General features: G+C 62.3%; 21 protein-coding genes. 15 read left to right on the top strand and 6 right to left on the bottom strand.

What is annotated here, in order from left to right:
* Positions 1 to 132 precede the first annotated feature (132 nt).
* The 3 genes from IB263_RS15770 to IB263_RS15780 form a co-directional block, all read right to left on the bottom strand.
* Positions 133 to 705, bottom strand: a complete 573-nt coding sequence (locus tag IB263_RS15770) for a hypothetical protein (protein WP_060601659.1) — start codon at positions 703 to 705, stop codon at positions 133 to 135.
* Between the two features lie 144 nt (positions 706 to 849).
* Complete coding sequence (locus IB263_RS15775) at positions 850 to 981, bottom strand: ABC transporter (RefSeq protein ID WP_077963089.1); 132 nt, start codon at positions 979 to 981, stop codon at positions 850 to 852.
* Positions 982 to 1170: 189 nt separating this feature from the next.
* Positions 1171 to 1758 carry a L,D-transpeptidase gene (locus IB263_RS15780; protein WP_060522029.1) on the bottom strand — a complete coding sequence of 196 codons (588 nt, stop codon included), beginning with the start codon at positions 1756 to 1758 and terminating at the stop codon, positions 1171 to 1173.
* A 336-nt stretch (positions 1759 to 2094) separates the two neighbouring features.
* On the opposite strand from IB263_RS15780, the gene IB263_RS15785 reads away from it, so the two are divergent.
* The 13 genes from IB263_RS15785 (at position 2095) to IB263_RS15845 (ending at position 19592) form a co-directional block, all read left to right on the top strand.
* A complete protein-coding gene (locus IB263_RS15785; RefSeq protein ID WP_090296915.1) occupies positions 2095 to 2850 on the top strand; it encodes an SDR family NAD(P)-dependent oxidoreductase in 756 nt (251 codons plus the stop codon).
* A 180-nt stretch (positions 2851 to 3030) separates the two neighbouring features.
* On the top strand, positions 3031 to 4104 hold the full coding sequence (locus tag IB263_RS15790) for a LacI family DNA-binding transcriptional regulator (RefSeq protein ID WP_060530452.1): 1074 nt from the start codon (positions 3031 to 3033) through the stop codon (positions 4102 to 4104).
* A 19-nt stretch (positions 4105 to 4123) separates the two neighbouring features.
* On the top strand, positions 4124 to 4870 hold the full coding sequence (locus IB263_RS15795) for a transporter substrate-binding domain-containing protein (protein ID WP_060522032.1): 747 nt from the start codon (positions 4124 to 4126) through the stop codon (positions 4868 to 4870).
* Between the two features lie 74 nt (positions 4871 to 4944).
* Complete coding sequence (locus IB263_RS15800) at positions 4945 to 6600, top strand: amino acid ABC transporter permease (RefSeq protein ID WP_060530453.1); 1656 nt, start codon at positions 4945 to 4947, stop codon at positions 6598 to 6600.
* 10 nt (positions 6601 to 6610) lie between these two features.
* Complete coding sequence (locus IB263_RS15805; RefSeq protein WP_060522034.1) at positions 6611 to 7273, top strand: SDR family oxidoreductase; 663 nt, start codon at positions 6611 to 6613, stop codon at positions 7271 to 7273.
* 12 nt (positions 7274 to 7285) lie between these two features.
* Entirely contained in the window at positions 7286 to 10318 is a 3033-nt protein-coding gene (locus IB263_RS15810; RefSeq protein ID WP_060601646.1) for an aminotransferase class III-fold pyridoxal phosphate-dependent enzyme, read from the top strand.
* A gap of 194 nt (positions 10319 to 10512) precedes the next feature.
* A complete protein-coding gene (locus IB263_RS15815) occupies positions 10513 to 11661 on the top strand; it encodes an ABC transporter ATP-binding protein (protein WP_060522036.1) in 1149 nt (382 codons plus the stop codon).
* 20 nt (positions 11662 to 11681) lie between these two features.
* Positions 11682 to 12911, top strand: a complete 1230-nt coding sequence (locus IB263_RS15820; protein WP_089042821.1) for a sugar ABC transporter substrate-binding protein — start codon at positions 11682 to 11684, stop codon at positions 12909 to 12911.
* Between the two features lie 25 nt (positions 12912 to 12936).
* Positions 12937 to 13890, top strand: coding sequence for a carbohydrate ABC transporter permease (locus tag IB263_RS15825; RefSeq protein WP_234798784.1), 954 nt, complete (start codon positions 12937 to 12939; stop codon positions 13888 to 13890).
* Complete coding sequence (locus IB263_RS15830) at positions 13883 to 14695, top strand: carbohydrate ABC transporter permease (RefSeq protein WP_034805833.1); 813 nt, start codon at positions 13883 to 13885, stop codon at positions 14693 to 14695. Before IB263_RS15825 ends, IB263_RS15830 begins: the two co-directional genes overlap by 8 nt.
* A gap of 4 nt (positions 14696 to 14699) precedes the next feature.
* Positions 14700 to 16403 (top strand): amylo-alpha-1,6-glucosidase, encoded by a 1704-nt coding sequence (locus IB263_RS15835; protein WP_113187100.1) that lies wholly within the window; start codon positions 14700 to 14702, stop codon positions 16401 to 16403.
* 14 nt (positions 16404 to 16417) lie between these two features.
* Positions 16418 to 17452 (top strand): LacI family DNA-binding transcriptional regulator, encoded by a 1035-nt coding sequence (locus tag IB263_RS15840; RefSeq protein WP_034805837.1) that lies wholly within the window; start codon positions 16418 to 16420, stop codon positions 17450 to 17452.
* Between the two features lie 127 nt (positions 17453 to 17579).
* On the top strand, positions 17580 to 19592 hold the full coding sequence (locus IB263_RS15845; protein ID WP_060601640.1) for a beta-galactosidase: 2013 nt from the start codon (positions 17580 to 17582) through the stop codon (positions 19590 to 19592).
* Positions 19593 to 19697: 105 nt separating this feature from the next.
* Here IB263_RS15845 and pcaF read toward each other — a convergent pair whose 3' ends face one another.
* From pcaF to IB263_RS15860, 3 genes are read right to left on the bottom strand one after another with little or no spacing between them, the layout of a single operon-like run.
* Entirely contained in the window at positions 19698 to 20903 is a 1206-nt protein-coding gene (gene pcaF, locus IB263_RS15850; protein WP_113554501.1) for a 3-oxoadipyl-CoA thiolase, read from the bottom strand.
* On the bottom strand, positions 20903 to 21685 hold the full coding sequence (locus tag IB263_RS15855; protein ID WP_060522042.1) for a CoA-transferase subunit beta: 783 nt from the start codon (positions 21683 to 21685) through the stop codon (positions 20903 to 20905). The genes pcaF and IB263_RS15855 overlap by 1 nt, the downstream gene beginning before the upstream one ends.
* 11 nt (positions 21686 to 21696) lie before the next feature.
* Positions 21697 to 22557 carry a CoA transferase subunit A gene (locus IB263_RS15860; protein WP_060580997.1) on the bottom strand — a complete coding sequence of 287 codons (861 nt, stop codon included), beginning with the start codon at positions 22555 to 22557 and terminating at the stop codon, positions 21697 to 21699.
* Between the two features lie 180 nt (positions 22558 to 22737).
* Between IB263_RS15860 and IB263_RS15865 the strand changes: the two genes are divergently transcribed.
* Positions 22738 to 23493 (top strand): IclR family transcriptional regulator, encoded by a 756-nt coding sequence (locus tag IB263_RS15865; protein ID WP_060580996.1) that lies wholly within the window; start codon positions 22738 to 22740, stop codon positions 23491 to 23493.
* Between the two features lie 548 nt (positions 23494 to 24041).
* Positions 24042 to 25025, top strand: coding sequence for a GAF domain-containing DNA-binding protein (locus tag IB263_RS15870; RefSeq protein WP_060580995.1), 984 nt, complete (start codon positions 24042 to 24044; stop codon positions 25023 to 25025).
* Positions 25026 to 25240 lie beyond the last annotated feature (215 nt).

Consider the following 25240-nt stretch of genomic DNA (forward strand, 5'->3'; position numbering starts at 1 on the left):
CACGCACGAGACTGCCATGCGTCGCTCGGACCTGACAAGGCAATAAAACTGCAGCGGTCGAGAAGGCGGTTGGCGGCCGATGGAAGTGTTTCTCTGGCGCCTGATCAGGTGTGGCGTGGTGCGCTCGTCCGCCTAGCCGCCGTTCATCTCACGTAGCCTCGTGATGAACTGCTGCGGCCTCAGCCAGATGCCAGGTGTCTTGTACCCCATGGAACGCGCGATGTCGGCGACGAAAGCGTTGCAGTTGTAGATTGACGCCTGCCAGAAGCGGGCTTCGGACTTGAGCTTTCGGATCTTGGCAACGACGTCGCGATATTGCGTCTCCGTCAACATGACGCGCCAGCTCGCGGACCTGTATTGTTCCTCCAGATCACCGTCGCTGGCGCCAGTTTCGGCCGGAACCGGCAAAAGGTGGCCAATAACATAGGGAGCAGTGTCGCTTGTCGCGGGTGCAAGCCCTGCAACTTCTGGACTGATCATCGCTCCAGACTTGCTGAGCCGGCCAAAAATTACGTAGGAGTGACCGTAACTGAGCGCATAACGAGAGCGGAATTCAATGAAATAGCCCTGATCGCGCTGTTGTGACGTGGTGCCCGCATAGCTTGAGACGAATCGCGGCTGAGGGCCCTTGTCCTGCGATTGACACGCCGTAACCGCGATTGCGGCTAGGACGGCGAACGAAATACGACCTCGTGAACGAGTCATTTCTGCGCCATCTCTCCCAAATTCTGATCAGGCTGCGAATGCGCCACTGGTGGCTTTCGATCCGCGTCGCGAAATGTGGCCAGCCGGCCACGGTCAGACAGGGCGGGAAGGACCGTGAGGTCCTCCCCGAACTAAGGTCGGTAGTTATTTGTAAACGGGCGCTGGCTCTTCAGCCACCGGTGGTGGCGCCTTGCCTTTGCCTTTACCGATTGTTCCACAAGCGGCGAGGCTGGCAACGGAAAGCAACGCAACTGTCACGATTAGAATTCTGCTCATCAATATTTCCTTTCCTCTGTTGTCGGAATGGTTATTCGAAGGCAACATTCACAGTATTACCGGCAATTCGAGATTCGTCCTAGTGCAGAAATAACACGCTCGTCGGTCGGTTTATCGTTACCGAAGGTTAAATAATCCATCAAAGCGTGCTGACCCTACTCCAATGTGAAACTCAGATAGAGTAGGGCTTCAAATGATCAATACCGGAGTTCCAATTGGCGTGCGGGCGTAAAGATCGACGACGTCATCGTTGGTGAGTCGGATGCAGCCGTTGGAAACTGCCTGGCCTATAGTCCAGGGTGCATTTGTGCCGTGGAGCCGGAACTTGGTGTCCTGTCCGTTGCGATAAAGGTATAGAGCCGACGCCCCTAGCGGGTTGTGAGGGCCGCCTGTAACGCCACCGGCGTATTGCGCCAATTCCGGTTTGCGCCGGATCATGCTTGCGGTCGGCGTCCATGACGGCCACTCGGCCTTTCTGCCGACGACGGCTCGCCCTTTGAGTGTAAGCCCTTCCTCTCCGACGCCGATCCCATAACGCATCGCCCACCCGCCATTTTCGATCGAATAGAGATAGCGTTGCGATGTATCGACGAGAATCGTTCCGGCCGGTTCCTTGCCGTCATACCGGACGTGTCTCTTTCGGTAGCGTGGATCCACGCCCGGTGTACCACCGTACAGCGATGGGAATGAAATGCCCTGCCAGCTTGAACTGCACCCGGCCAGCAAGCCAAGGCTGCTGATAACCAGGGCCCTCCGAGTAATGCGCTGATTGTCCATCTTTACCTGCTGAGAAAAATGGTACACCCCGACTCGCTTTTAGCATTACAATATTTGCCGACAAAGTTCCGATCAGTCAAACTAAACCATGCGTCATCGTACGCGACCGGAACAGGAGATATTTATGCACGCTCCGCGGGAAAGTCCGCGGAAGAATTATGTATTTGTGAGGACGAATCTGAATGGTGCATCGGAACTTCGTTAAAATTGCTGGCGATTTTCGCGACTTTCTGTGGACGGTTGATCGATAAATCTGTGCCGCGCGTCAAATGCATGAAATGATTTGCGATGTCGTGCACGCTCGATTGGTCGAGCGTGACAATTGGAAATGACGGTATGAATTTAGGCTTCACTGGCAAAGTCGCTCTGGTGACAGGCGCCGGTTCAGGAATCGGCGCGGCCGTATGTCGACAACTCGCAGCCGAGGGCGCGGAAGTCATTGCTACCGATGTTGATGCTGACGCAGTGCGTCTTGTCGTCGAAGACATTTGCACGAATGGAGGCAAGGCTCATCACGCCGCGTTGGACGTTGCGGATTCAGGCGCCGTTGAAAGGCTGGTGGCGTTCGCCGTTCAGACTTGTGGCGGCCTCCATCTCGCAGTCAACAATGCCGGGATCGACGGCGTGCGCAAGGCGACTGCCGACTATCCAATCGACAACTGGCACGCGCTGATGGACGTCAACCTTCACGGCGTTTTCTATTGTATGAAGTATGAGATCGCGGCCATGGCGGCGCAGGGTGGAGGGGCGATCGTAAACACGACGTCCATTCTCGGTTCCGTCGCTCTGCCGACAGCCGCCGCTTACACGGCGGCCAAGCACGCAGTGGTCGGGCTGACGAAGGCCGCTGCGATCGAGTACGCCCGCAGCGGTATTCGCATCAATGCCGTTGCGCCCGGCTGGATCGACACGCCGCTATCGACCGAAAATGCCGACGTGGCGAGCAGCAGGCGCATGATGTCGCTGCAGCCGATGGGACGTCGCGGCACCCCGCAGGAAGTCGCGGCTCTGATCTGTTTCCTGTTGTCGGAACAGGCAAGCTTCATCACGGGAAGCGTTCACCTCGTTGATGGCGCCTACACTGCTCACTAGCAGCCGCCGTATTCACCCTTCCAATCATCTCCCCATGGTTCTGGGCACGTAGATGCGCGCGGCCGGCTTCGCGCAAGGCTTGCCGCAAAAGAAGAAATAAAAACGTTTTTATTTTTCTTGAAAACGTTTTTATTGGCTGCTACCTCTATGTTCAGGAGAGGTCGACGCCTGGGAGGGTGCATGGCGACTGAGATGCACAGGGCGCGGCGCGCGCCGACGCCGACGATCAAGACCCTGGCCGAGATGACGGGCTATTCCATCGCAACGATCTCGAAGGCCTTGCGCGAATCTCCCGTGGTCGCGCCGGCGACCAGAGACATCATCTACAAGGCAGCCCGTGAGGTCGGCTATCAGGCCAACGCCCGCGGCATGGCGCTTCGCACCGGCAAGAGCTTTCAGGCCGCCGTACTGATGCCGGTGACCGCGGCACGCGACTATGAATGGGACGGCGTCGAATACACCCAGACCCTGAGTGGCATCAGCCAGGCACTCGATGGCACCGACTACCGCATGTCGGTGCACGTGATCCGCGACGCGGCCGATGGCGCGGACGCGGCGCGCCGCATCGTCGATCAGGGGCTAGCCGATGGCCTGATCTTCTCCGGTATTCTCGCCGATGACCCGCGCATCGACCTGCTCGTCGCTGAGGATTTCCCCTTCGTCTCGATGGGGCGTTGCCGCGGGGATCTCGACTATGCCCATGTCGACATCGACAACGAATGGGCAGCGCATGCGGCGACCGCGCGGCTGATCGCCGGCGGCCACCGGCGGATCGCGCTCGTCAATCCGGAGCGGCGGCTTTCCTACGCGCTCGACAGGATCGACGGTTTCGTCCGGGCGTTTCGCGAGGCCGGCCTGGAAGCCCCGATGGATCTGATTGCCGAAGGCGACCTCTCGACCCATTTCGGCCGGCAGACGGTGATCGATTTCCTGCAGCTCGACGACGCTCCGACCGCCTTCGTCTGCATCAACGAATCCACCACGCTCGGCGTGCTCTCGGGGCTCGGCAGCCTCGGACGCCAGGTCGGCGTCGATGTTGACGTCATCGCCTATGACGACATCAACGTCAGCGCCTACTTCACGCCGCCGATCACGACTTTCTATCAACCGATCGAGGTGCTCGGTCGCACGCTCGGGCAATTCCTGCTGCGCCGTATGGAGGGGGAGGACCCTGGGGTGTTGCGGCAGGTCTTCAGGCCGACACTGATCGCGCGCCAGCCCGATAATCTCGGTGGCCGCCTGATCCAAAGTTAATCATCCAAGGAGGAGAACCATGAAGAAACTGATGATTGCCCTGGCTGTAGCAGCCCTTGCTTCGAGCGTGTCCCACGCCGCCGATCTCGGCGGCAAACTGCTGAAGGTCGGATCCGACACGACCTCGCCGCCGATGGAGAGCATCGATCCGGCAACCGGACAGGTGGTCGGTTTCGATGTCGACGTGGTCAATGCCGTCTGCGCCAAGATCAACTGCCAGGCCGAATTCATCACGACCGGCTGGGACGGCATCTTCGCAGCCCTCGACCAGGGCAGCTTCGACCTCGTCGCCTCCGGCGTCTCGATCACCGAGGAACGCAAGAAGGCGATGGACTTCTCCGATCCGTACATCGTCAACAGCCAGGCTGTGCTGATGCGCGCTGACGACCAGGGCATCACACTCGACGCCTTCAAGGACGCCGGCAGAAAGCTCTCCGCCCAGGCAAACACGACGGACGCCCAGGTCGCCGAAAGCGTCGTCGGCAAAGAGAACGTCGCCGCTTACGACACGTTCAGTGCCGCCATCATCGCGTTGAAAAACAAGGATGTCGACGGCGTCGTCATCAACGGCGCCAATGCGGCTGCCTACGAGCGCGAGTTCGCCGGCGAGCTCGTCGTTGCAATCAAGGACCTCGAATCCGATCCGCTCGGCCTCGTCTTCCGCAAGGGCGACGAGAATGTTGCGGCTTTCAACGAAGGCCTGAAGATGATCAAGGACGACGGCACGCTCGACCAGCTGATCAGCAAATACTGGGGCCTTAAGTAAGCCCAGAGTGCCGATCGGGCCCGGAGCATGCTCCGGGTCCTCCGTCTGTCTAATCTATGCCCCCGGAGGAATGAATGTCGTTCCTGAGAAGCGTGCGTCCGAGCAATCTGATCATCCTGACCGCGCTGCCCTTCATCATCTATCTGTTTATTTCCTCCGGCGACTATCAGCGCTCGCTGCGGGCGATCCTCGGTGTCGAAAACGGTTCGTCGGCCTTCGTGCCTGGCTTTCTGGCGCTGGCGATCGCATTTACTTCGGGCATCGCGGTGCTCGTATTCTCGCGCGCCAAGGCGCCGCGTCCGCGCCTCGCCAATGTGGCGGCGCTGCTCAATCTCGCTGCCGCCGCCGTTCTCGTTATCGGCCACAGTATCCATCCCTTCATCGCGTCCGTCGTCGCCAATGGCGTCGATCCGTTCAAGTCGACATTGATCGCAAAGGGCGTGACGCCGCGGCAATTGACCGAGGCTGCGGATCTCATGGTGCAGGGCGTCGAGGCCTGGCTGTTTCCCGCCTATCTGGGGGTCACGCTGATTGGTCTTGGTCTTCATTTCTGGAGCAGACGTCCCGATGCTCCTCCTGACGGAAGGTCGCGCCGCATCGCGCGCTGGATCATCGGCCTCGTCAACGGTGCGGGTCTCGTCTTCATCTTCTTCTTCGCCCATATCGCCTTTGCGGCCGGTGTGGCGACCACCATCCGCGCGGCGATCGCAGCTTATATCCTGGCGGCGCTCATGGGCCTTGTCTGGGTTGGGCTGTTGCAACTGCACTCGACGGTGAGGACCAGCCTCTATTTTGCGATCGCCACCCTGGTGCTGGCGGTTGCGGCCGGCTGGTTCCTCATGCAGCCGCGCGACACCTACGTGCTCGCCGGCACGCTGGACGGCAAGGTCGGCATCATCACCAATACGCCGGCGGGGCTCATCAGCGCCGTGCGTTTCGGTCAGTATGACGGCGCGCCGCAGACGGAAACGCCGGTCCGCACCTTCGTCGGCCCGACCGAGGCGCTGGCGTCGATCGCCAAGGGCGAGGGCGTTTCCGGGGCCTTGCTGCCGGCTGCCTCCGCTCCGGCAGACATGCCGGTCCTGTGGAAGACCGAGGCGCTCAACGACCGCGACCGTGCCGCCGGTGTCACCGTCGCCGTGCTTGCGATCATCCTTGGCCTTCTCACTTTCGGCGGCTATCTGCACCAGCGCCATCCTCTGGCGATCGGCTCGGAGTTCATCGTCGATACGATCCGCGGCATTCCGATGCTGGTGATCGTGCTTTATGTCGGCCTGCCCTTGAGCGGGGCGTTGAAGGACGCGACGCAAGGGGTGCTCGACCCGCCAAACCTGATGCGCGGCATCGTCGCGATGGCACTCGCCTATTCGGCCTATCTCGCCGAAATCTTCCGCTCGGGCATCAATGCGATCCCGGTCGGCCAGGTCGAAGCGGCGCGCAGCATCGGCCTCAACCGTTGGCAGACGGCGCGTCTCGTCGTGCTGCCGCAGGCTTTCCGCATCATCATCCCGCCGCTTGGCAACGAACTGATCGCGATCCTCAAGGACACGTCGCTGCTGTCGATCCTGTCGATCCGCGACATCACCCAGCGCATGCGGGAGTTCCAGTCGGCAAGCTTCCTGCCGTTCGCGCCCTATAACTCGGCGGCGATCTTCTACATCTTCCTGACGTTGGCGGCGGCCAGCCTCGTCAACATGATCGAGCGGAAATATGACATCAAGCACCGCTAAATCTCGCACGGTGCTGATATCAGGTACCTCCCGCGGCCTCGGCTCGGAACTCGCGCGGCTTTACGCCGAAGACGGCTGGCGGGTGATCGCCTGCCAGCGGGGACCGGTCGCGAGCGAAGGTTCGGCGGATCGGTTGGTGCTGGACGTTGCCGATCCCGCATCGATCGAGGCTCTCGGTCAGTCGCTGCAAGGCGTCGCGATCGATCTGCTGATCAACAATGCGGCCGTGCGCGGCGATACCGGCGGCCTCGCGACGCTTGAACCGGGCGAGTTTCTCGATGTTATGCGCGTCAATGCGCTGGCGCCGCTGCTGGTGACGCGGGCGCTCCTTGCGAACCTGCGCGCCGGCGAACATCGCGTCGTCGCCAATATCAGCAGCCGCGCCGGCTCCCTTGCCGAAGGCACGCTCGACGATGATGACGGCGACTATGCCTATCGCTGCTCCAAGGCGGCCCTGAACATGGCGACGGTCAAGCTGGCGCAGGATCTGAAGGGCGACGGGATTTCCGTCGTCTCGCTGCATCCTGGTTGGGTGCAGACGGATATGGGCGGCAGCGAAGCCGTCGTTTCGGTGGCGACAAGTGCTGCCGGGCTGAAGGCGATCATCGACGGCACAGGTTTGGCCGATAGCGGCAGTTTCCGCGCCTATGACGGGCGCCGGGTTTCGTGGTGACAGGACAGTGAAATGGCAGACAGAGATTTGAGAACCGAGCAGGAATTGGCAACGATCCGGATCTGGCTCATTGAGACCTACGGCATCGAGGCAAGCCTCTCGCCGCTGCAGGGCGAGCACGATCTCAACTATCGTGTCTCGGCTGCCGATGGCCAGGAGTATCTGTTGAAGCTGCACGCTGCCGGCGATGCGGACGAACTCGAGATGCAGATTGCGGTGCTCGAACACATCGCCGCCAAGGATTCGGGGCTGCCGATCTCACGGACGTTTCGCGATCGCTCGGGTGGCGTCACCAGCAAGATCGAACTTCGAGGCTCGCGCACCGCACGGCTGCTCGCCTGGCTGCCCGGCGATATCTGGGCGAAGGCGCCGCTTCGCCACATGGCGAGCGCCGAAAGCCTCGGGCGCCTGCTCGCCGGTCTTGACCGCGGCCTCGAAGATTTCTCCCATGCGGGCGCCAAGCGGCTCTATGCCTGGGACATCGGCCGCGCCGACATGCACGCTTGCCATGTGGAACTGATCGACGGCGCCGACAAGCGGGAAGCGGTTCAGGCGATCCTCGAGCACTTTTCTTCGACGGTCCTTCCGCGTCTTGCCTCCTGCCCGAAGCAGGTCATTCACAACGACGCCAACGACTACAACGTGCTGCTCGACAAAGATGGCGTTGTCAGCGGCTTGCTCGACTTCGGTGATATGGTCGAGACCTGGCGCGTGATCGAGATCGCCGTCGCCTCTGCCTATGCGCTGATCGGGTCTCCCAATCCGGTCGGCACGGTTGCAGCCCTTGCCGGCGCCTACCATCAGGTCAATCCGTTAAGCGAGGCGGAAGTCGACCTGGTCTTCGATCTGGTCAAGACCCGCTATGCCGTCAGCATGTGCATGGCGGCAAAGCAGATCCGGGACAATCCTGAGAATACCTATCTGCTCGTCAGCCAGGAGGATGTCTGGCGCGAGCTCAATCGTCTGCAGGGCGAAAACCGCGCAATCGCCATCGCGCGCATCCGCGATGCCTGCGGCTTTGCGCCGATCCCGCATGCCGCTGCCGTGGTTCGCTGGCTCGAAAAGAACGCGCATGACTTCGCGCCGATCGTTCGGCCCTCGGTCAAAAAACCGAAGGTGACGGTGTTCGATTTCTCCGCCGCCGGCCCGGAGGCCGCGCGATGGTCAAGCCTCGATGCGGCGGAAGCTGAAGCCCGCATCATGGCCCAGATCGGCAGCGAAGGCGCCGCCTTCGGCATCGGCCTCTACGGCGAGGATCGCGGGATCTACCAGGGCGACGCCTATGAGACCGCGATCGAAGGCGCGCGGCGCTCGGTGCATCTCGGCGTCGACATCTTCGCGCCGGCGGGCGAGCCGGTCTCGGCACCCTTCGCCGGCAAGGTCGCCTACATACACGACGACGCGGTTGCCTTTGGTTTCGGTCCGACCGTACTTCTCGAGCACGAGGTCGAAGGCGGTCTGCGCTTCTGGACGCTCTACGGTCATCTTTCGCGCAACAGCGTTGCCAAGCTCGCCAAGGGGCAGGCGATCGCCAAGGGCGAGGTTTTTGCCGCCTTCGGTTCCGCTGACGAAAACGGCAACTGGGCGCCGCATCTGCATTTCCAGATCGTCACCGATCATCTCGGTCTCGCCGGACAGATGCATGGCGTCGGCGTGCGCGATCAATGGCAGGTCTGGCGCGAAGTGAGCCCGGACCCGAGCGTCGTGCTTGGCCTTTCGGTGCCGGTCTCTGTGATCGTCCCGCGCGACAAGGCCTTTCTTGTGCGTGAACGCCATCGTCGCATTGGTCGGTCGCTGAGCATCGCCTATAGCGCGACACCCTTGAAGATCGTCGGTGGCGAGGGCGCGCATCTGATCGACGAGGACGGCACGCGCTGGCTCGACATGGTCAACAATGTCTGCCACGTCGGCCATTGCCACCCGCGCGTCGTCAAGGCCGCACAGGCGCAGATGCAGCGGCTGAACACCAATTCGCGCTACCTGCACGATTCGCTGGTCGAATATTCCCGCAGGCTCGCCGCGCAGTTTCCCGATCCGCTCAACGTCTGCTTCTTCGTCAATTCCGGCAGCGAGGCGAACGACCTCGCGATCCGGCTGGCGCGTGCCTATACCGGCAATCGCGACATCATCACCGTCGACCACGCCTATCACGGCCACCTGTCGAGCCTGATCGACGTCAGCCCCTACAAGTTCGCCGGCAAGGGCGGGGAGGGGCAGGCGTTGCATGTGAGGGTCGCCGAGATGCCGGACCTCTATCGCGGGCGCTATCGCTATGGTGACGCGGATGCGGGCCGGAAATATGCCGAGGATGTGCGCAACCAGGTTGCGGCTCTTGCTGCCGATGGTCGCCGCCCGGCGCTTTTTTTCAGCGAAGGCATTCTTGGGACCGGTGGGCAATTGTCGCTTCCGGAAAGGTATCTGCGCGAAGCCTATGCGCATGTGCGCGCCGCCGGCGGCCTCTGCCTCGCCGACGAGGTGCAGGTGGGCTTCGGCCGCGTGGGCAGCCACATGTGGGCGCATGAACTCCAGGGCGTCGTGCCTGACATCGTCACCATGGGCAAGCCGATAGGCAACGGCCACCCGATGGCGGCCGTCGTCACGACCGAAGCGATCGCGGCCTCCTTTGCCAACGGCATGGAGTATTTCAACACCTTCGGCGGCAATCCGGTCTCGGCCGAGATCGGCCTTGCCGTGCTCGATGTCATCCGCGACGAGCGGCTAATGAACCATTGCCGCGTCGTCGGTGACAGGCTGATGGACGGGGCGCGGACGCTCGCCGGCAAACACGCGATCATCGGTGATGTCAGAGGCCACGGCCTCTTCAACGGCATCGAACTGGTGCGCAACCGCGAGACGCTGGAGCCGGCAGCGCGCGAGCTTGATTTCGTCATTGCCGAGATGAAGCGCAAGCACCGCATTCTCTTGAGCAGCGAGGGACCGCACCACAATGTGCTGAAGGTGAAGCCGCCGGCGCCCTTCAGCGCCGAGGATTGCGACCGCTTCCTCGATGCGCTGGACGATACGCTTCAGCGTCTAAGCGTCTGAGACAAAAGACCAAAAACGGCCGCCTCCGGGCGGCCGTTTTGTCATTGCTCTCTGCTCTCAACAGCAAAATCGGATCGATGCGATTTTCCGCTTTACAAGAAAGTTAAACGTTTTTATCGTGCATATAAACGTTTAACTTGGCGCTGCAACTCGGCCGTTGGCCGCAGCAGTGCTCCGCCGGCAGGGAGGGCCCGTTGGCAGCGATCCGCATCGACAATTTGCGCAAAGGCTTTGGTTCGCTCGAAGTCTTGAAGGGTATCAACCTCGATATCGCCGACGGCGAGTTCGTCTGCTTCCTCGGTCCGTCCGGCTGCGGCAAGAGCACGCTGCTGCGCTCGATCGCCGGCCTCGAGGATCTCGACGGCGGCTCGATCCATCTCGGCGATCGCGATATCACCGACGTCGCTTCGGCCAAGCGCGACATCGCCATGGTCTTCCAGAACTACGCGCTTTATCCGCACATGAACGTGCGCAAGAACCTGTCCTTCGGTCTGGCGCTGAACGGCATGAAACGCGACGAGATCGACCGCCGCGTCGAGAGCGCTGCCGACATCCTGCGCATCAAGGAACTGCTGGCCCGCAAGCCGCGCCAGCTTTCCGGCGGCCAGCGCCAGCGGGTGGCGATCGGCCGCGCGATCGTGCGTGAGCCAAAGCTCTTCCTGCTCGACGAGCCGCTGTCGAACCTCGACGCGGGCCTGCGCGTCACCATGCGCGTCGAACTTGCGGCGCTGCATGAACGTCTCGGCGTGACGATGATCTATGTGACCCACGACCAGGTGGAAGCGATGACGCTGTCCGATCGTGTCGTTGTGCTCGACAAGGGCAAGGTCAGCCAGTTCGGTACGCCGCTCGAACTCTTCTATCAGCCGGCCAACCTGTTCGTCGCCGGCTTCATCGGCTCGCCGCGCATGAACTTCGTGACCACCGAAGTGACGTCGCAGGTCGATACGGCGGTGACGCTCAACGGCGGTGGTCTCGCCCATCCGCTCACGCTCGAAATGCTCTCGGCCGCACCGGTCGCCAAGCCCAAGTCGGTGACGCTCGGCATTCGCCCGGACAAGATCGAGCTTGTTTCGGCTGAGGAGGGTCACCTCGTCGGCGACGTGCGCCTCGTCGAGCGGCTCGGCACGGAAAGCCACGTCCATATCAGCCTTCAGAATGGTGGCGACATGACCGCGGTCGTGCGCGGCACGCATCCGGTTTCCGCCCGCGAGCGCGTGCATCTGCGTCTGCCGGCCGAGCATTGCCATCTGTTCGACGGCGATGGCCAGGCGGTTGCCCGACGTCTCGATGGCGAGACGCAGGCGCTCATCAATCAGGAAAAGGCAAAGCGGGTCGCGTAACCCGAAGGAGGAGGAGAAACATGCTCAACAGGAAGTCGATCATCGGCTCGCTGATGGTTCTGGCGATCGCCGGAACCGCCACGGCTCGCGCAGAAGAGACCTTGCGTTTTGCGACCTGGGATACGGACGAAAGCCTGGCGATCCAGCAGGAAATCGCCAAGAAGTTCGAGGAAAAGCACCCGGGCGTGAAGGTTCAGGTCGAACCCTACGCCGATGGCTACGATCAGAAGCTGATCGCCGCCTTCGGTGCCGGCAACCCGCCTGACGTCATGTATATGTGGAACTTCCCGCAATATTACACGTCGCTGAAGGCGCTCGACGATCTGATCGCCAAGGACGCGGCCGAGATCAAGCCGGACGATTTCCCGAAGGGCCTGATGAACACGGTTCGTGTCGAAGGCAAGACCTACGGCATGCCGTCGGGCTTCACCACCCAGGTGGTGTTCTACAACAAGGACATGTTCGCCAGGGCCGGCGTCGAGGAACCGAAGGACGGCTGGACCTGGGACGACCTGCGCGCCAAGGCTGCCAAGTTCCGCGACGAGCCAAACAAGGTCTATGGCTTTGCCGTCGACGCCAAGCCCGACCCTTATGATTTCGAGCAGTTCCTCTGGTCGAACGGCACCAAGTACATTTCCGACGATGGCAAAAAGATCGACGGCTACATGAACAGCGACGCCGCCGCCCAAGTCCTCGACATGTTCGGCGACATGGCCAAGAAGCAGGAAGCGATCACGCTGAACCTCGGCGACGACACGTCGGGCAGCACGCTGTTCAAGGGCGGCAAGATCGCGATGTTCCAGAGCGCCATGTGGTCGAAGTCCGGCATCGATGCATCCGGCATCAAGTATGGCGTAGCACCACTGCCGAAGTTCGGCGACAAGACCGCCCACTCGGCGCTCGGCGTTTCGGCGATCTCGATCGCCAAGGATGCGGCCCATCCGGACCTCGCCTGGGAATTCGTCAAGTTCTTCTCCTCGCCGGAAGCGGTTGCCATGCGCATCAACGACCTGCCGGTGCGCACCAGCGTTGCGGAAGAAAAGGGCATGACCAAGGACCCGATCTACAAGCCGTTCTTCGACATTCTCGCGACCTCCAACACCGAAACCCATGCGTTCCTGAAGAACGCCAACTGGGGCAAGGTCCAGGACAATCTCGCTCGCGCCATCGAGGCGACGATGATCGACCAGGGCAATGCCAAGCAGCATCTCGACGAGGCGGTTGCCCGCTCGAAGCGGCTGATCAAGTAAGACAAGGGAGCCCGGGGAGATGGACATGACCTATGCAACAGCCGCAGTGCCGGCCGCGGCCAAGCGCAAGCGCTCGGCCTTCGCCCGCCACATCGCGGCCTATCTGTTCATTTCCCCGTGGATCCTCGGGTTTCTGTTCTTCACGCTTGGCCCGCTCGTCTTCTCGTTGACAATGAGCTTCTACGACTGGCCCGTCGTCGGTGAACGCACGTTCGTCGGGCTCGAAAACTATCGTTCCATGCTGTTCGAGGATCCGCAGTTCTGGGAAAGCCTCTGGATTACGGTCAAGTTTGCGGCAATCTATGTGCCGTTCAACATCGTCATGTCGTTCCTGCTGGCGCTGATGTTGCATAACATTACCTTCGCCAGCGGCTTCTTCCGCACCGCCTTCTACCTGCCGAGCGTCATTTCCGGCGTCGCGCTGGTGACGATCTGGAGCTGGATCTACAGCCGGGAATACGGGCTTTTGAACTTCATGCTCTCCTTCGTCGGCATCGACGGGCCGAACTGGCTCGGCGATCCCAACCTCGCGATCGTCGCCATCATCATCGCCAGCCTCTGGGGGCTCGGCGGCACGATGCTGATCCTCTTGACGGGCCTGAAAGCCATCCCGAAGGAGCTCTACGAGGCCGCAACCGTTTCGGGCGTTCCCGGCTGGGCGCAGATGGTCTTCATCACCCTGCCGATGCTCGGGCCGATGCTGCTCTTCACCTTCATCACCTCGATCATCTCGGCCTTCCAGCAGCTGACGATCGCGCTGCTTCTGACCAAGGGCGGACCGCTCGGCTCCACCTATTTCTTCGCCATGTACATCTACGACAACGCCTTCAAGTATTTCGACATGGGCTATGCCGCCGCCGGCTCCTGGGTGATGTTCATCATCGTGCTCCTGCTCAGCCTCGGCGTCATGCGCTGGTCGGCTGCCTGGGTCTATTACGAAGGCGAAGTCCGCCAGAACGATGGAGAGCACAATGCGTAAGACGCTGCTCTATTCCGCGCTCATCCTGCTCTCGGCGCTGTTCATCGCGCCGTTCTACTGGACCTTCATGACGGCGATCAAAAGCTCCGCCGAGCTCTACCAGTTCCCGCCAGTCTTCTGGCCGTCGGAATGGCACTGGGAGAACTTTGCCGCCGCCTGGAACAAGCAGCCCTTCGGCACCTACCTCACCAATTCGGTGATCGTCGTGGTGCTGTCGACGATCGGCCAGCTGATCTCGTCGTCGCTGGTTGCCTATGGCTTTGCCCGCTTCCGCTTCCCCGGCCGCGACCCGCTGTTCATCCTGCTGCTCGCCACCATGATGATCCCGTGGGACGTGAAGATGATCCCGCTCTACATGGAGTTCAACCTGCTCGGCTGGATCAACACGCTGAAGCCCTTGATCGTGCCCGCCTATTTCGCCGATGCTTTCTTCGTCTTCCTTTTGCGCCAGTACATCATGACTGTGCCCATGGAGATCGACGAGGCGGCCCGCATGGATGGCGCCAACGCTTTCGACATCTACTGGCGCATCCATCTGCCGCTGATGATGCCGGCCCTGGTGCTGGTCGGCACCTTCCACTTCATGAATGCCTGGAACGACTATCTCGGCCCGTTGATCTTCCTCAACGACCAGTCGAAATACACCCTCACGCTCGGCCTCTCCATGTTCAAGGGCCTGCACGAGGTGGACGTGACCTCGATCGCCGCGATCACGGTCATCCTCTGCCTGCCGCCGCTCGCCCTCTTCTTCGTCGCCCAGCGCTACATCATGGATGGCGCAGTCGGCTCGTCGGTGAAGGGATAACGGCATGCTGTTCGACATCGATACCGTGCCCTTCAGCCGCAGGGGCCGGTTCCTGACGCTCTCGATGATGCGCGTGCCGGGCCGCGACGGCGAGCGGGCACTTTATCTCCGCCACGTGGCAGGCGGCGACGAGCGGCCATCGCTCGGTCGCCTCTGCCGCGTGGAATTTCTCGATGCGGATGGCAGGGCCGTGGCCCCGGTGCTCGTGCTTTCACCCGAACGACTCGACGCACGCGTCGGTGACGGCGAAGTCACCTTCGTCATCGGCGAAGGGGAGCGGCTGCACATATCCGGCAGACAAGCCGGCGTACGCTTTCATCTCGAAGGCTCGCGTTACGATTATGTCTACCGCACGCCGAACGGAGAGGATTGCCTCGTCGCTGCGGTCGAAAACGTCAAGTTCATCCCGCGGGCGATCACCGGCGACCTGAAGGTCACCGGCGCCTGGCAGCGCGATCATTCCGAAGACGTGTCCTTCGCCTTTTCGGGGACCGGTGCCTTCGAGGGCAATGTCGACTTCTTCCGCACCGTGCCGCCGGCTGATCGGCCCGGTCGGTTCGCCGAGGCGCTTTCGGATGCGAAGGCAGAATTCTCTGTGTGGCACGCGCGCGTTCCCGGAGGTGTTGACGGCCAGGGCGAGGCGCATCGGCTGGCAAGCTATCTGCTCTGGGCGAACGGCGTGCCGGCCGGTGGCGCGTTGACGCGGCCGGCGATCTACATGTCCAAGAACCACATGATCAACATCTGGAGCTGGGACAACGCCTTTTCGGCGCTGGGCGTTGCGGCCTTCGATCAGGATCTCGCCTTCGATCAGTTCGCAGCAATCTTCGACCACCAGGACGCCTCCGGCCTTCTGCCGGATTACATCAACGACCGCGACGTGCTCTTTGCCTTCACCAAGCCGCCGGTGCACGGTTGGGCGGTGTCGCTGATCGCAGCTGCCAATCCGGGCTTCCTGACAGCGGAGCGCAAGTCCTACCTGCGCGACGCCATCGGCCGACAGGTCGATTACTGGCTGACCCATGGACGCAAAGATGCCACGAGCCTGCCGTCCTATTTCCACGGCAACGACAGCGGCTGGGACAACGCCACCTTCTTTGCCGAAGGCGGCCCGGTGATCTCGCCGGATCTGCCGGTTTTCCTGATCCTTGCCTGCGAGGCATTGGCCGAGCTTCTTGAAGACGATCGAGAACGCCGGGCGATGTGGCGGCAGAAGGCAGACGAGCTGCAGGCGCTGCTGTTCGACCGCCTCTGGACCGGCGAGACCTTTGGCGCCCGGCTCGCTGCGGATCCGGAGCGGATCTTGCCGGGCGAAAACCTCATCCAGTTCATGCCCCTGCTGCTTGGTTCGCGGCTGACGCCCGACATGCGCGAGAAGCTTGTCGCGCGGCTCGTCGCCGGCGGTTTCATCACCGAATGGGGCCCGGCGACGGAAAGCCCGAAGAGTTCCTTCTACGAAGACGACGGTTACTGGCGCGGGCCGATTTGGGCGCCGACCACACTGCTTCTCTGGGATGGACTGCGCCGGCAAGGGAAGATTGAGCTCGCGCGCGAAGTCGCGGAAAAGTTCTGTTCACTTGCGAGCAAAAGCGGTATGGCCGAAAACTTCGACGCGCGCTCGGGGAGGGGCCTTCGCGATCGCGCATTCGCCTGGACATCCGCAGTCTATCTTGTGCTGGCAGCATCGCTCAGCGCTGACAACCCGTGACGAGCAGAACCGCCATGCAGAGACCGACGATCAAGACCATTGCGCAGGAGACGGGGCTTTCCATCGCCACCGTTTCCAAGGCCCTGAAGCATTCGCCTCAGGTTCGTCCGGAGACGCGCGCGATCGTGATCGAAGCGGCGGAACGCGTCGGCTACGAACTGAACATGCATGGCGTGCAGTTACGCACCGGCAAGACCTATCAGGTCGCAGCCATCATGACCGCGCCGGGTCCGAAGCAGAACGAATGGGAAGGCGTCGAATACGCCCAGCTCCTGAGCGGCATTTCCTGGGCGCTGGAAGACAGTCCCTATCGCGTCTCGCTCTATGCGGTCCGCAATTTCGAGGAGAGCCAGGCGGTCATCAAGCAGATCGTTTCGCTGAAGAAGGCCGACGGCATCATCATCTCGGGCACCCGCGCCGACGATCCCCGCATCCGCACGATGCAGGCGGCCGATTTCCCCTTCGTCACCTATGGCACCAGCATTCACAATGCGCCGCATGCCTATGTCGATGCCGACAACGAGCAGATGATCCGGGTGTCGATGGCGCGGCTCACCGAGCGCGGTCATCGCCGCATCGCGCTGCTCAACCCGCTCTCGGACTTAAGCTACGGCATCACCCGGCACGAAGCCTACAGGCATGCGCTTGATGTCGCGGGGCTTCCCTATGATCCGGCGCTCGTCGCCCATGGCCGTCTGACGCCGGCTTTCGGCCGCGAGAACGTGCTGACCATGTCGGAGCTAGGCAACCCGCCGACCGCCTATATCTGCGCCAATGAAGCCTCCGCGCTCGGCGCCTTCTCGGGCTTCCACGAGCGCGGGCTGGTGCATGGCCGCGATGCGGTGATCAACGCCACCGACGATCTCAACGTCAGCCAGTATTTCGCGCCGCCGATCACCACCTATTACCTGCCGATCAGCGAGCCGAGCAGCCTGCTCGGCGCCTATATCCTCAGGCGCATGGAGGGTGAGCCGCCGGAAGCGCTGCAGACGCTGCTCATGCCGAACCTGATCGAGCGTTGCGACGACCGCTTGAACCCGAACCGTTGACGAATTTCACGCCCGCTCAGGGCGCTCATTCATGCCCTTGAATATAAACGTTTATATTCGAGGGCGCACAGACAAAACCCGAGGTCGGACCCAACCGGCCGTAAGACATGACGAAGGACCGGAACCCGTGCACATGCCCCTGACGAGATCGAACCGCTTCAACGCCAAAGAACAGCAGACGGACATGCTGGAACTCGGCGTCTGCTACTATCCGGAGCAGTGGCCGCGCGAAAAATGGGAAGAGGATGCCCGCCGCATGGTCGAGCTCGGCCTTGCCTGGGTGCGCATCGGCGAATTCGCCTGGGCGAAGATCGAGCCCCGCTCGGGCGAATTCCACTGGGAGTGGCTGGACGACGCGATCGAGGTGCTCGGCAAGGCCGGTCTTAAGGTGATCCTGGGAACACCGACCGCCGCACCGCCGAAGTGGCTGATCGACCGCTACCCGGACATCCTGCCCGTCGACGTCAAGGGTGTGGTGCGCAAGTTCGGCGCCCGCCGCCACTACTGCTTCTCCAGCCGCCGCTACCGCATCGAGGCGGCGCGGATTTCCGAAGCCATGGCCGAGCGCTATGGCAAGAACACTTTCGTGCATGCCTGGCAGACGGATAACGAGTATGGCGACCACGACACGATCTACAGCTATTCCGAAGAGGCGCTGCGCGCCTTCCGCGAATGGCTTGAGGCCCGCTATGGCACGGTTGAGGAACTGAACCGCGCCTGGGGTACGGCCTTCTGGGCGATGAACTATCTGAGCTTCGACGAGGTCGAGCTTCCGAACAACCTCGTCGAAGAGCCGAGCCCGACCCATATCGTCGACTACATCCGCTTCTCCTCCGACCAGGTGAAGAGCTTCAACAAGGCGCAGGTCGACATCATCCGCAAGCACTCGCCGGGCCGTCCGGTGACGCACAACTTCATGTCGCAGAACACCGACTTCGACCATTACAAGGTCGGCGAGGACATCGATATCGCGTCGTGGGACGTCTATCCGATGGGTGGCCTGCTCAATGGTCGTCTCTCGTCGGAAGACAAGGGCCGGTATCTGCGCGTCGGCGATCCCGACCAACCGGCCTTCAACCACGATCTCTACCGCGCCGTCGGCAACGGCCGCGTCTGGGTGATGGAGCAGCAGCCGGGCCCGGTAAACTGGGCCTCGCACAATCAGTCGCCGGCCGACGGCATGGTGCGGCTCTGGACCTGGCTCGCCTATGCCCACGGCGTCGACATGGTCTCCTATTTCCGCTGGCGCCAGGTGCCGTTTGCGCAGGAACAGTTCCATGCGGGTCTGCTGCTTCCGAACAGCGAGGCTGACCAGGGCTATCTCGAAGTCGCGCAGGTTGCCGAGGAAATGAAGCGTCTGCCGAAGGGTGAGCGCCGCGAGAAGGCGAAAGTCGCGATCCTGCTCGACTACAATTCGCGCTGGGCGACCCGGGCGCTGCCGCAGGGCCGCACCTATCTGGCTTCGCAGATCGCGCTCGACTGGTATTCGACCGTCGCCCGCCTCGGCGTCGATGTCGACATCATCGGCCAGCACTCGGACCTCGAAGGCTACCAGCTGGTGCTGGCACCCGACCTCGTGATCCCCGAACAGGCCTTTGTCGAAAAGCTTGCGGCGTCGGGTGCCAAGGTGCTTTTCGGACCGCGCAGTGGCAGCAAGACCGAGGACATGCATATTCCGGAGGGCCTGCCGCCGGGTCCGCTCGCCGCGCTGATCGACGTCAGCGTCGCGCGTGTCGAGTCGCTGCCGGAATTCCACGGCGAGAGTGTGCTTTACGGCAACGAGACCTATCCGGCCGGCGTCTGGCGCGAGACGGTTCGCACCAACGAAACCGTGCTTGCGACCTTCGAGGGCGACTATCGCAATGGCGCTCCGGCGCTCGTCGGCAACGACAAGGCACGCTACATGGCAACGGGTGCACGCGGCGAGCTCCTGGACAAGGTGATTGGCGATGCGCTCGGCTGGGCTTCGGTCGAGGCGCTCGCCGATCTTGGCGATCTGCGCATCACCCGCCGCGGCAAGCTCACTTTCGCCTTCAACTACGGCAAGACGGCCGTGGACGTGCCGGCGTCTGCGGGCGCAACCTTCCATGTCGGCGGCCGCAAGCTCGGCCCGGTCGACGTCGCGATCTGGACGGAGTGATCGGAAGGCGGGTTATCGCCCGCCGACCGACCGGTAGCACCTAAAAGCAAAGAGCCCGGCTTTGGAAACAGGCCGGGCTCTTTGCGTTTCGTACTTTTTCCGTGGTCAGGCGCGTTCCAGCGCCACGGCGATGCCCTGGCCGACGCCAATGCACATGGTCGACAGCGAATAGCGCCCGCCGGTCTCGTGCAGTTCGAGTGCCGCCGTGCCGGTGATGCGGGCGCCGGACATGCCGAGGGGGTGGCCGAGCGCGATCGCGCCGCCGTTGCGGTTAACGCGCGGATCGTCGTCGGCAATGCCGAGGTCGCGAAGCGTGGCGAGCCCCTGCGAGGCGAAGGCCTCGTTGAGTTCGATCACGTCGAATTGCGCCTGCGTGAGACCGAGGCGGGCCATCAGCTTCTTCGATGCCGGAGCCGGGCCGAAGCCCATGATGCGCGGCGGTACGCCGGCGGTAGCCCCACCGAGGATGCGGGCGATCGGTCTGAGGCCGTATTTCTTCGCTGCCGCTTCCGAGGCGATGATCAGGGCCGTTGCGCCATCGTTGACGCCGGAGGCGTTGCCGGCGGTCACCGTGCCGCCTTCTTGTCTGAAGGGCGTGCCGAGCTTGGCAAGCGCCTCCATCGTCGTCGCGCGCGGGTGCTCGTCGCGATCGACGATAACGGGCTCGCCCTTGCGCTGCGGGATCGTCACCGAAACGATCTCTTTCGCCAGCCGGCCATTGGCCTGCGCGGCCGCTGCCTTTGCCTGGCTGCGCACAGCAAACGCATCCTGGTCTTCGCGGCTGACGTGAAAGTCAGCCGCGACGTTCTCGCCCGTCTCTGGCATCGAATCGACGCCATATTGCTTCTTCATCAGGGGATTGATGAAGCGCCAGCCGATGGTCGTGTCGTAGATTTCGGCGTTGCGGGAGAAGGCGGCATCGGCCTTCGGCATCACGAAGGGCGCGCGTGACATGCTCTCGACGCCACCGGCGATCATCAGCTCGGTTTCGCCCGATTTGATGGCGCGGGCTGCCGTGATGACCGCATCCATGCCGGAGCCGCAAAGCCGGTTGATCGTCGTCCCGGTGACGCCGACCGGCAGGCCGGCCAGGAGCAGCGACATGCGCGCGACGTTGCGGTTGTCCTCGCCCGCCTGGTTGGCGCAGCCGAAGATCACGTCGTCGACGGCGTCCCAGTCGACATCGGCATTACGCTCCATCAGTGCCTTCAGCGGAATTGCGCCGAGATCGTCGGCCCGCACCGATGAGAGTGAGCCGCCGAACCGGCCGATCGGGGTGCGGATGTAGTCGCAGATGAAAGCCTCGGCCATCACGCAGCCTCCTTGTCGCCCTGATGCGCCTTCTTGGTGCGAGCGTTGATGTCACGAAGGGTCTTGAGTTCGAGTTCGGACGGGGCCGGCGTCTCGATCACTTCCTCGGCGAACCTGATCGCCCAGCCGCAATTCTCGACGATCTGCTCGCGCGTGACGCCGGGATGGATCGAAACGACGGTCAGTTCCTTGGTTTGCGGATGCGGCTCCAGGATGCAGAGGTCGGTGATGACGCGCGTCGGTCCCTTGGTCTTCATGCCCAACCGTTCGCGGTGGTCGCCGCCGTCGCCGTGGCCCATGGAGGTAATGAAGGGCAGCTTCTCGACGAAGCCGCGCCTGGAGAGCGCCATGGTGATGAAGATGCGGCCGCAATTGGAGGCAATCTCCGGAGCGCCGCCACCACCGGGCAGACGCACCTTCGGGTGGTCATAGGGGCCGACGACCGTGGTGTTGAGGTTCGCGAACTTGTCGATCTGGGCGCCACCGAGGAAGCCTGTCGTGATACGCCCGCCCTGCAGCCAGTAGCGGAACATCTCCGGCACCGACACGGTGAAAAGGGCCGTGTCGCAGAGTTCGCCGTCGCCGATCGAAAGCGGCAGCACATCCGGCTTGGTGCCGACCGTGCCGCTCTCGTAGATCAGCGTGATATCGGGTGCATGCGTCAGCCGCGCGACGTTGCAGGCGGCCGAGGGCGCGCCGATGCCAACGAAGCAGACGTCGTCGTTGGAAAGCGCCCGGGAAGCGGCGATGGTCATCATTTCGGTAGGGGTGAAGTCGCTCATTCTATCCTCCCTCAGGCCGCTTTTGCCGGTTTGTTGCCGGCATGCTTGGCGAAATCTTCCGGCCTGGCGTCGAGCACGTTTTCCTTGATCCAGGCGGTGAAGCTATCGCGGTCGCGGGCGATCTCGTCCCAGCCGATGTAGAAGGCGTTGGAGCGCGGGTAGTAACCGTGCGCATAGGACGGGAAGGCGCCGCCCGGAACGTGAGCAACCGATGTGACGGCCCAGCGGGGCAGCACGAGGGAGTTGGGCGACGGTGGGTTGAGCTCGTCGACGATCTCCTCCACCGTGACGATCGAGCGCTTGGCGGCAAGAACCGCCTCCTTCTGCACGCCGACGATGCCTTCGATCAGCACGTTGCCCTTCCTGTCTGCGCGTTGCGCATGAATGATCGTGACGTCAGGGCGGATCGCCGGTACGGCCGCAAGCACTTCGCCGGTAAACGGGCAGGTGACCGACTTGATGTTGGGGTTTACCTTCGGCAGGTCGGCGCCGATGTAACCACGCAGCGTCGCAAACGGCAGGTTGGCGGCACCCGCCTCATAGGCGTTGGCCATCGCCGCGTGGGAATGCTCCTCGATCTCCAGCGGCCGCGGCCATTGGTTTTCGACGGCGTCGCGGAAGCGATGCAGCGAGCCGACGCCGGGATTGCCGCCCCAGGAAAACTTCATGCCACGCGCCGCACCCACGCCGATCAGCTGGTCATAGAGAATGTCCGGCGTCATACGCACCAGATAGAGGTCCTTGCGACCCTGGCGGATCACCTCATGCCCCGCGGCATAGGGGATCAGATGGGTGAAGCCTTCCATGGCGACGGTGTCGCCATCCCTGACATTGTCGCCGACAGCCTCGGCGAGCGAAACGATCTTCGCCATGTTTCCTCTCTTGGTCTCAGTGATCTGTTCGTGGCCTTCGTCGCCCCACGGGCAGCCGGCGCCTTCCTCTTCCGGATGCCAATAAGCGCCGATCGAAACGCTCGGTCAATTATTTTGTGCGATATTTGACTTTTGTTCGTATATCGCACAAAATCGTTGGCGATGATTTGGGAGGCAAGGATGCGGGAAACGGACTTCGTCAGCGGCTTTGCGCGCGGGTTGGCAGTGATCGAAGCCTTCGATGAAACCCGGCCGAAACTGTCGATTGCCGAGGCGTCAAGGATTACCGGGCTTGACCGGGCGACGGTGCGCCGGTCGCTGCTGACCCTCTCCGAGCTCGGCTATGCAGACTATGACGGCAAGTTCTTCGCGCTGACGCCGAAGATCCTGCGCCTTGGCCATGCCTATCTCTCGGCAACGCCGCTGCCGACGATCATCCAACCTTATCTCGACCAATTGTCCGACCGCGCCGGGCAGAGCGCCTCGGCCTCGGTCTTGGATGGAACCGAGATCGTCTACATCGCCCGCGCCTCGCAAAAGCGGGTGATGTCGATCAACCTGACGACGGGGTCGCGCCTGCCGGCCTATTGCGCCTCCATGGGGCGGGTATGGCTCGCGGCACTGCCGGAGCATGAGGCACGAGAGATCCTTGCCCGATCGAACCTCAAGGCAAACACGCCCTATACGAAGACCGATCCGGAGGACCTGATCGCCGAGTTTCGCCGTGTGCGCGACCAGGGCTATGCGTTGATTGATCAGGAACTCGAACTCGGTCTCTGTTCGATCGCAGTGCCGCTCGAAAACGACCGCGGCCGGATCGTTGCGGCGCTAAACATCGGCGCGCCGGCAGCCCACGTGGCCGCAGCGGAGATGGTTGAGCGTTACCTGCCGCTGCTCAAGGAAACGCAAGGGGCGCTCCGGCTGGTGCTGAGATAACAGCTCCCTGCGTCGGCGCTTGATGTTTTGCTGTCGCGCGTTGGAAGCACGCCAGCACCGCAGGACCTGGTCCTTGCTGGCGCCGATTGATGGTGATCGGAACGGCTGGCAACGAGCATGGGGGATTTGAGTATGGGCACCCTTGGGTCTGTGCACGTCGTCTCGTGTCAGGCCGTTCCATTGGCGCCAATGCCGTTCATCTGCTCCGGACCGCTTGGTCTGCAGCTCATTCCATCGGCAAGCACAGATTTGGGTAGCGACCGAACGGCCGGAATACCCAAAAATGAGCCACCGGGCGATGCAGTTTACGCTTGCATTTATTTAACCTACAAATTTTAGTGGTCCACGCGGGTGGTGCTGGCGGTGAGAAACGCCGGCACAGGACGATGGAGGGGGCCATCGCGCCGCAAGAGCCAGGTATTTGTCGAATTTTGTCCAGCGCCGCTCTCGGCGATGTCTGGGCGTTGCTGTCATTGTTGCGACCCGGACCGCCGGGAAACCCGAATTTTTGCTGAGCGATCCCTTTTCGCCTTTCCATATCGAGCGTCATGAATGAGCAATTGCACCGGTCCGATCATTCCATAGGCCTGCCGCCCTACGAACTGATCGCGACGAACGAGCCGCCTTGCCCCGCCGTGGCGCAGCCCACACGAGACTGGGCCTATCTGGCCGCCACCCACCTCATCGGTTCTCCGGCCAACGCGGCGATCGCCGCGATCCTGGAGGAAACCGGCAAGCTTGCCGGCGCCGACCGGGCGTGGATGTTCGAATACACCGACGATCTTCTGCGCTTCCGCAACACTGACGAATGGGTGCGAGGCGAGGTGTCGTCACATGTCGGGGACCTGCAGCAGACGCCGGTGACGATGATCGGCTGGCTCCATCAGTGGCTGGTGGCGGGCAAGGCGGTCATGATCAACGATGTCGCAAGGCTACCGCGTCCGGCGCGGGCGCTTCAGGCGGAAATGCTTCGCCAGAATGACAAGAGCGTTCTCTGCGTCCCGGTTTTTCACGAGGGCACGTTGCGTGGCTGCATCGGTTTCGATGCGACGCGGGCGGTGCGTCGGTGGCCGGTCGAAGAAATCCACCAGCTCGTCCGCTGTGCAAAGCTGATCGGGATCGCGCGCTACGGGCGCACGCGGACATATGGCGACCGGGACGATGCTGGCGCAACGACGTCGGCAGAGATAGGCGCGCTCGTCCATCTGCATATGCCGGGACGCACCCGCGGCGTGCCGCTGTCTGCGATCGTCGGGCTTCGCTCTGCCAAGGACTACACCCAGGTCTGGCTGAAGGACGAAGCCGCGGTGCTGGATCTTCGTCCGCTTTCATTCTGGATCGGCCTTTTGCCCAAGGCGAACTTCCTGCGCATCCATCGGACCGCGGTGGTCAACCTGTCGCACGTGACCGAGCTGGACCGTCATTCCGGTCCGACGAAACAGGCCTGGGTCGTGCGTCTGCGCAGAACAGACGAATCCTGGACCGTGTCCCGCCCCTACAGGCAGGAATTGCGCAGTCGTCTCGGCATCTGAATTTTCCACAGAGGCTGATATCGGGGTTTGTCGCTTCGTCGAACCCGTAGGTTGTTTCGTCGATAAGGCGTTGCCGCTGTAGGGTTGCTATGCAAGCGAGCTTCCTGGGACATTTTTGAACGATGGCGGGGGCAAGCCTTTGAAAAAGATCAATTGTCAGAATCAGGGCTTGGGAAGCGGACGTGAGAGCGAAGCGCGCAACGATCGGCGGCGGA

It is taken from the genome of Ensifer sp. ENS03 (genome assembly GCF_014852035.1).
GTDB classification, from domain to species: Bacteria; Pseudomonadota; Alphaproteobacteria; order Rhizobiales; family Rhizobiaceae; genus Ensifer; species Ensifer adhaerens.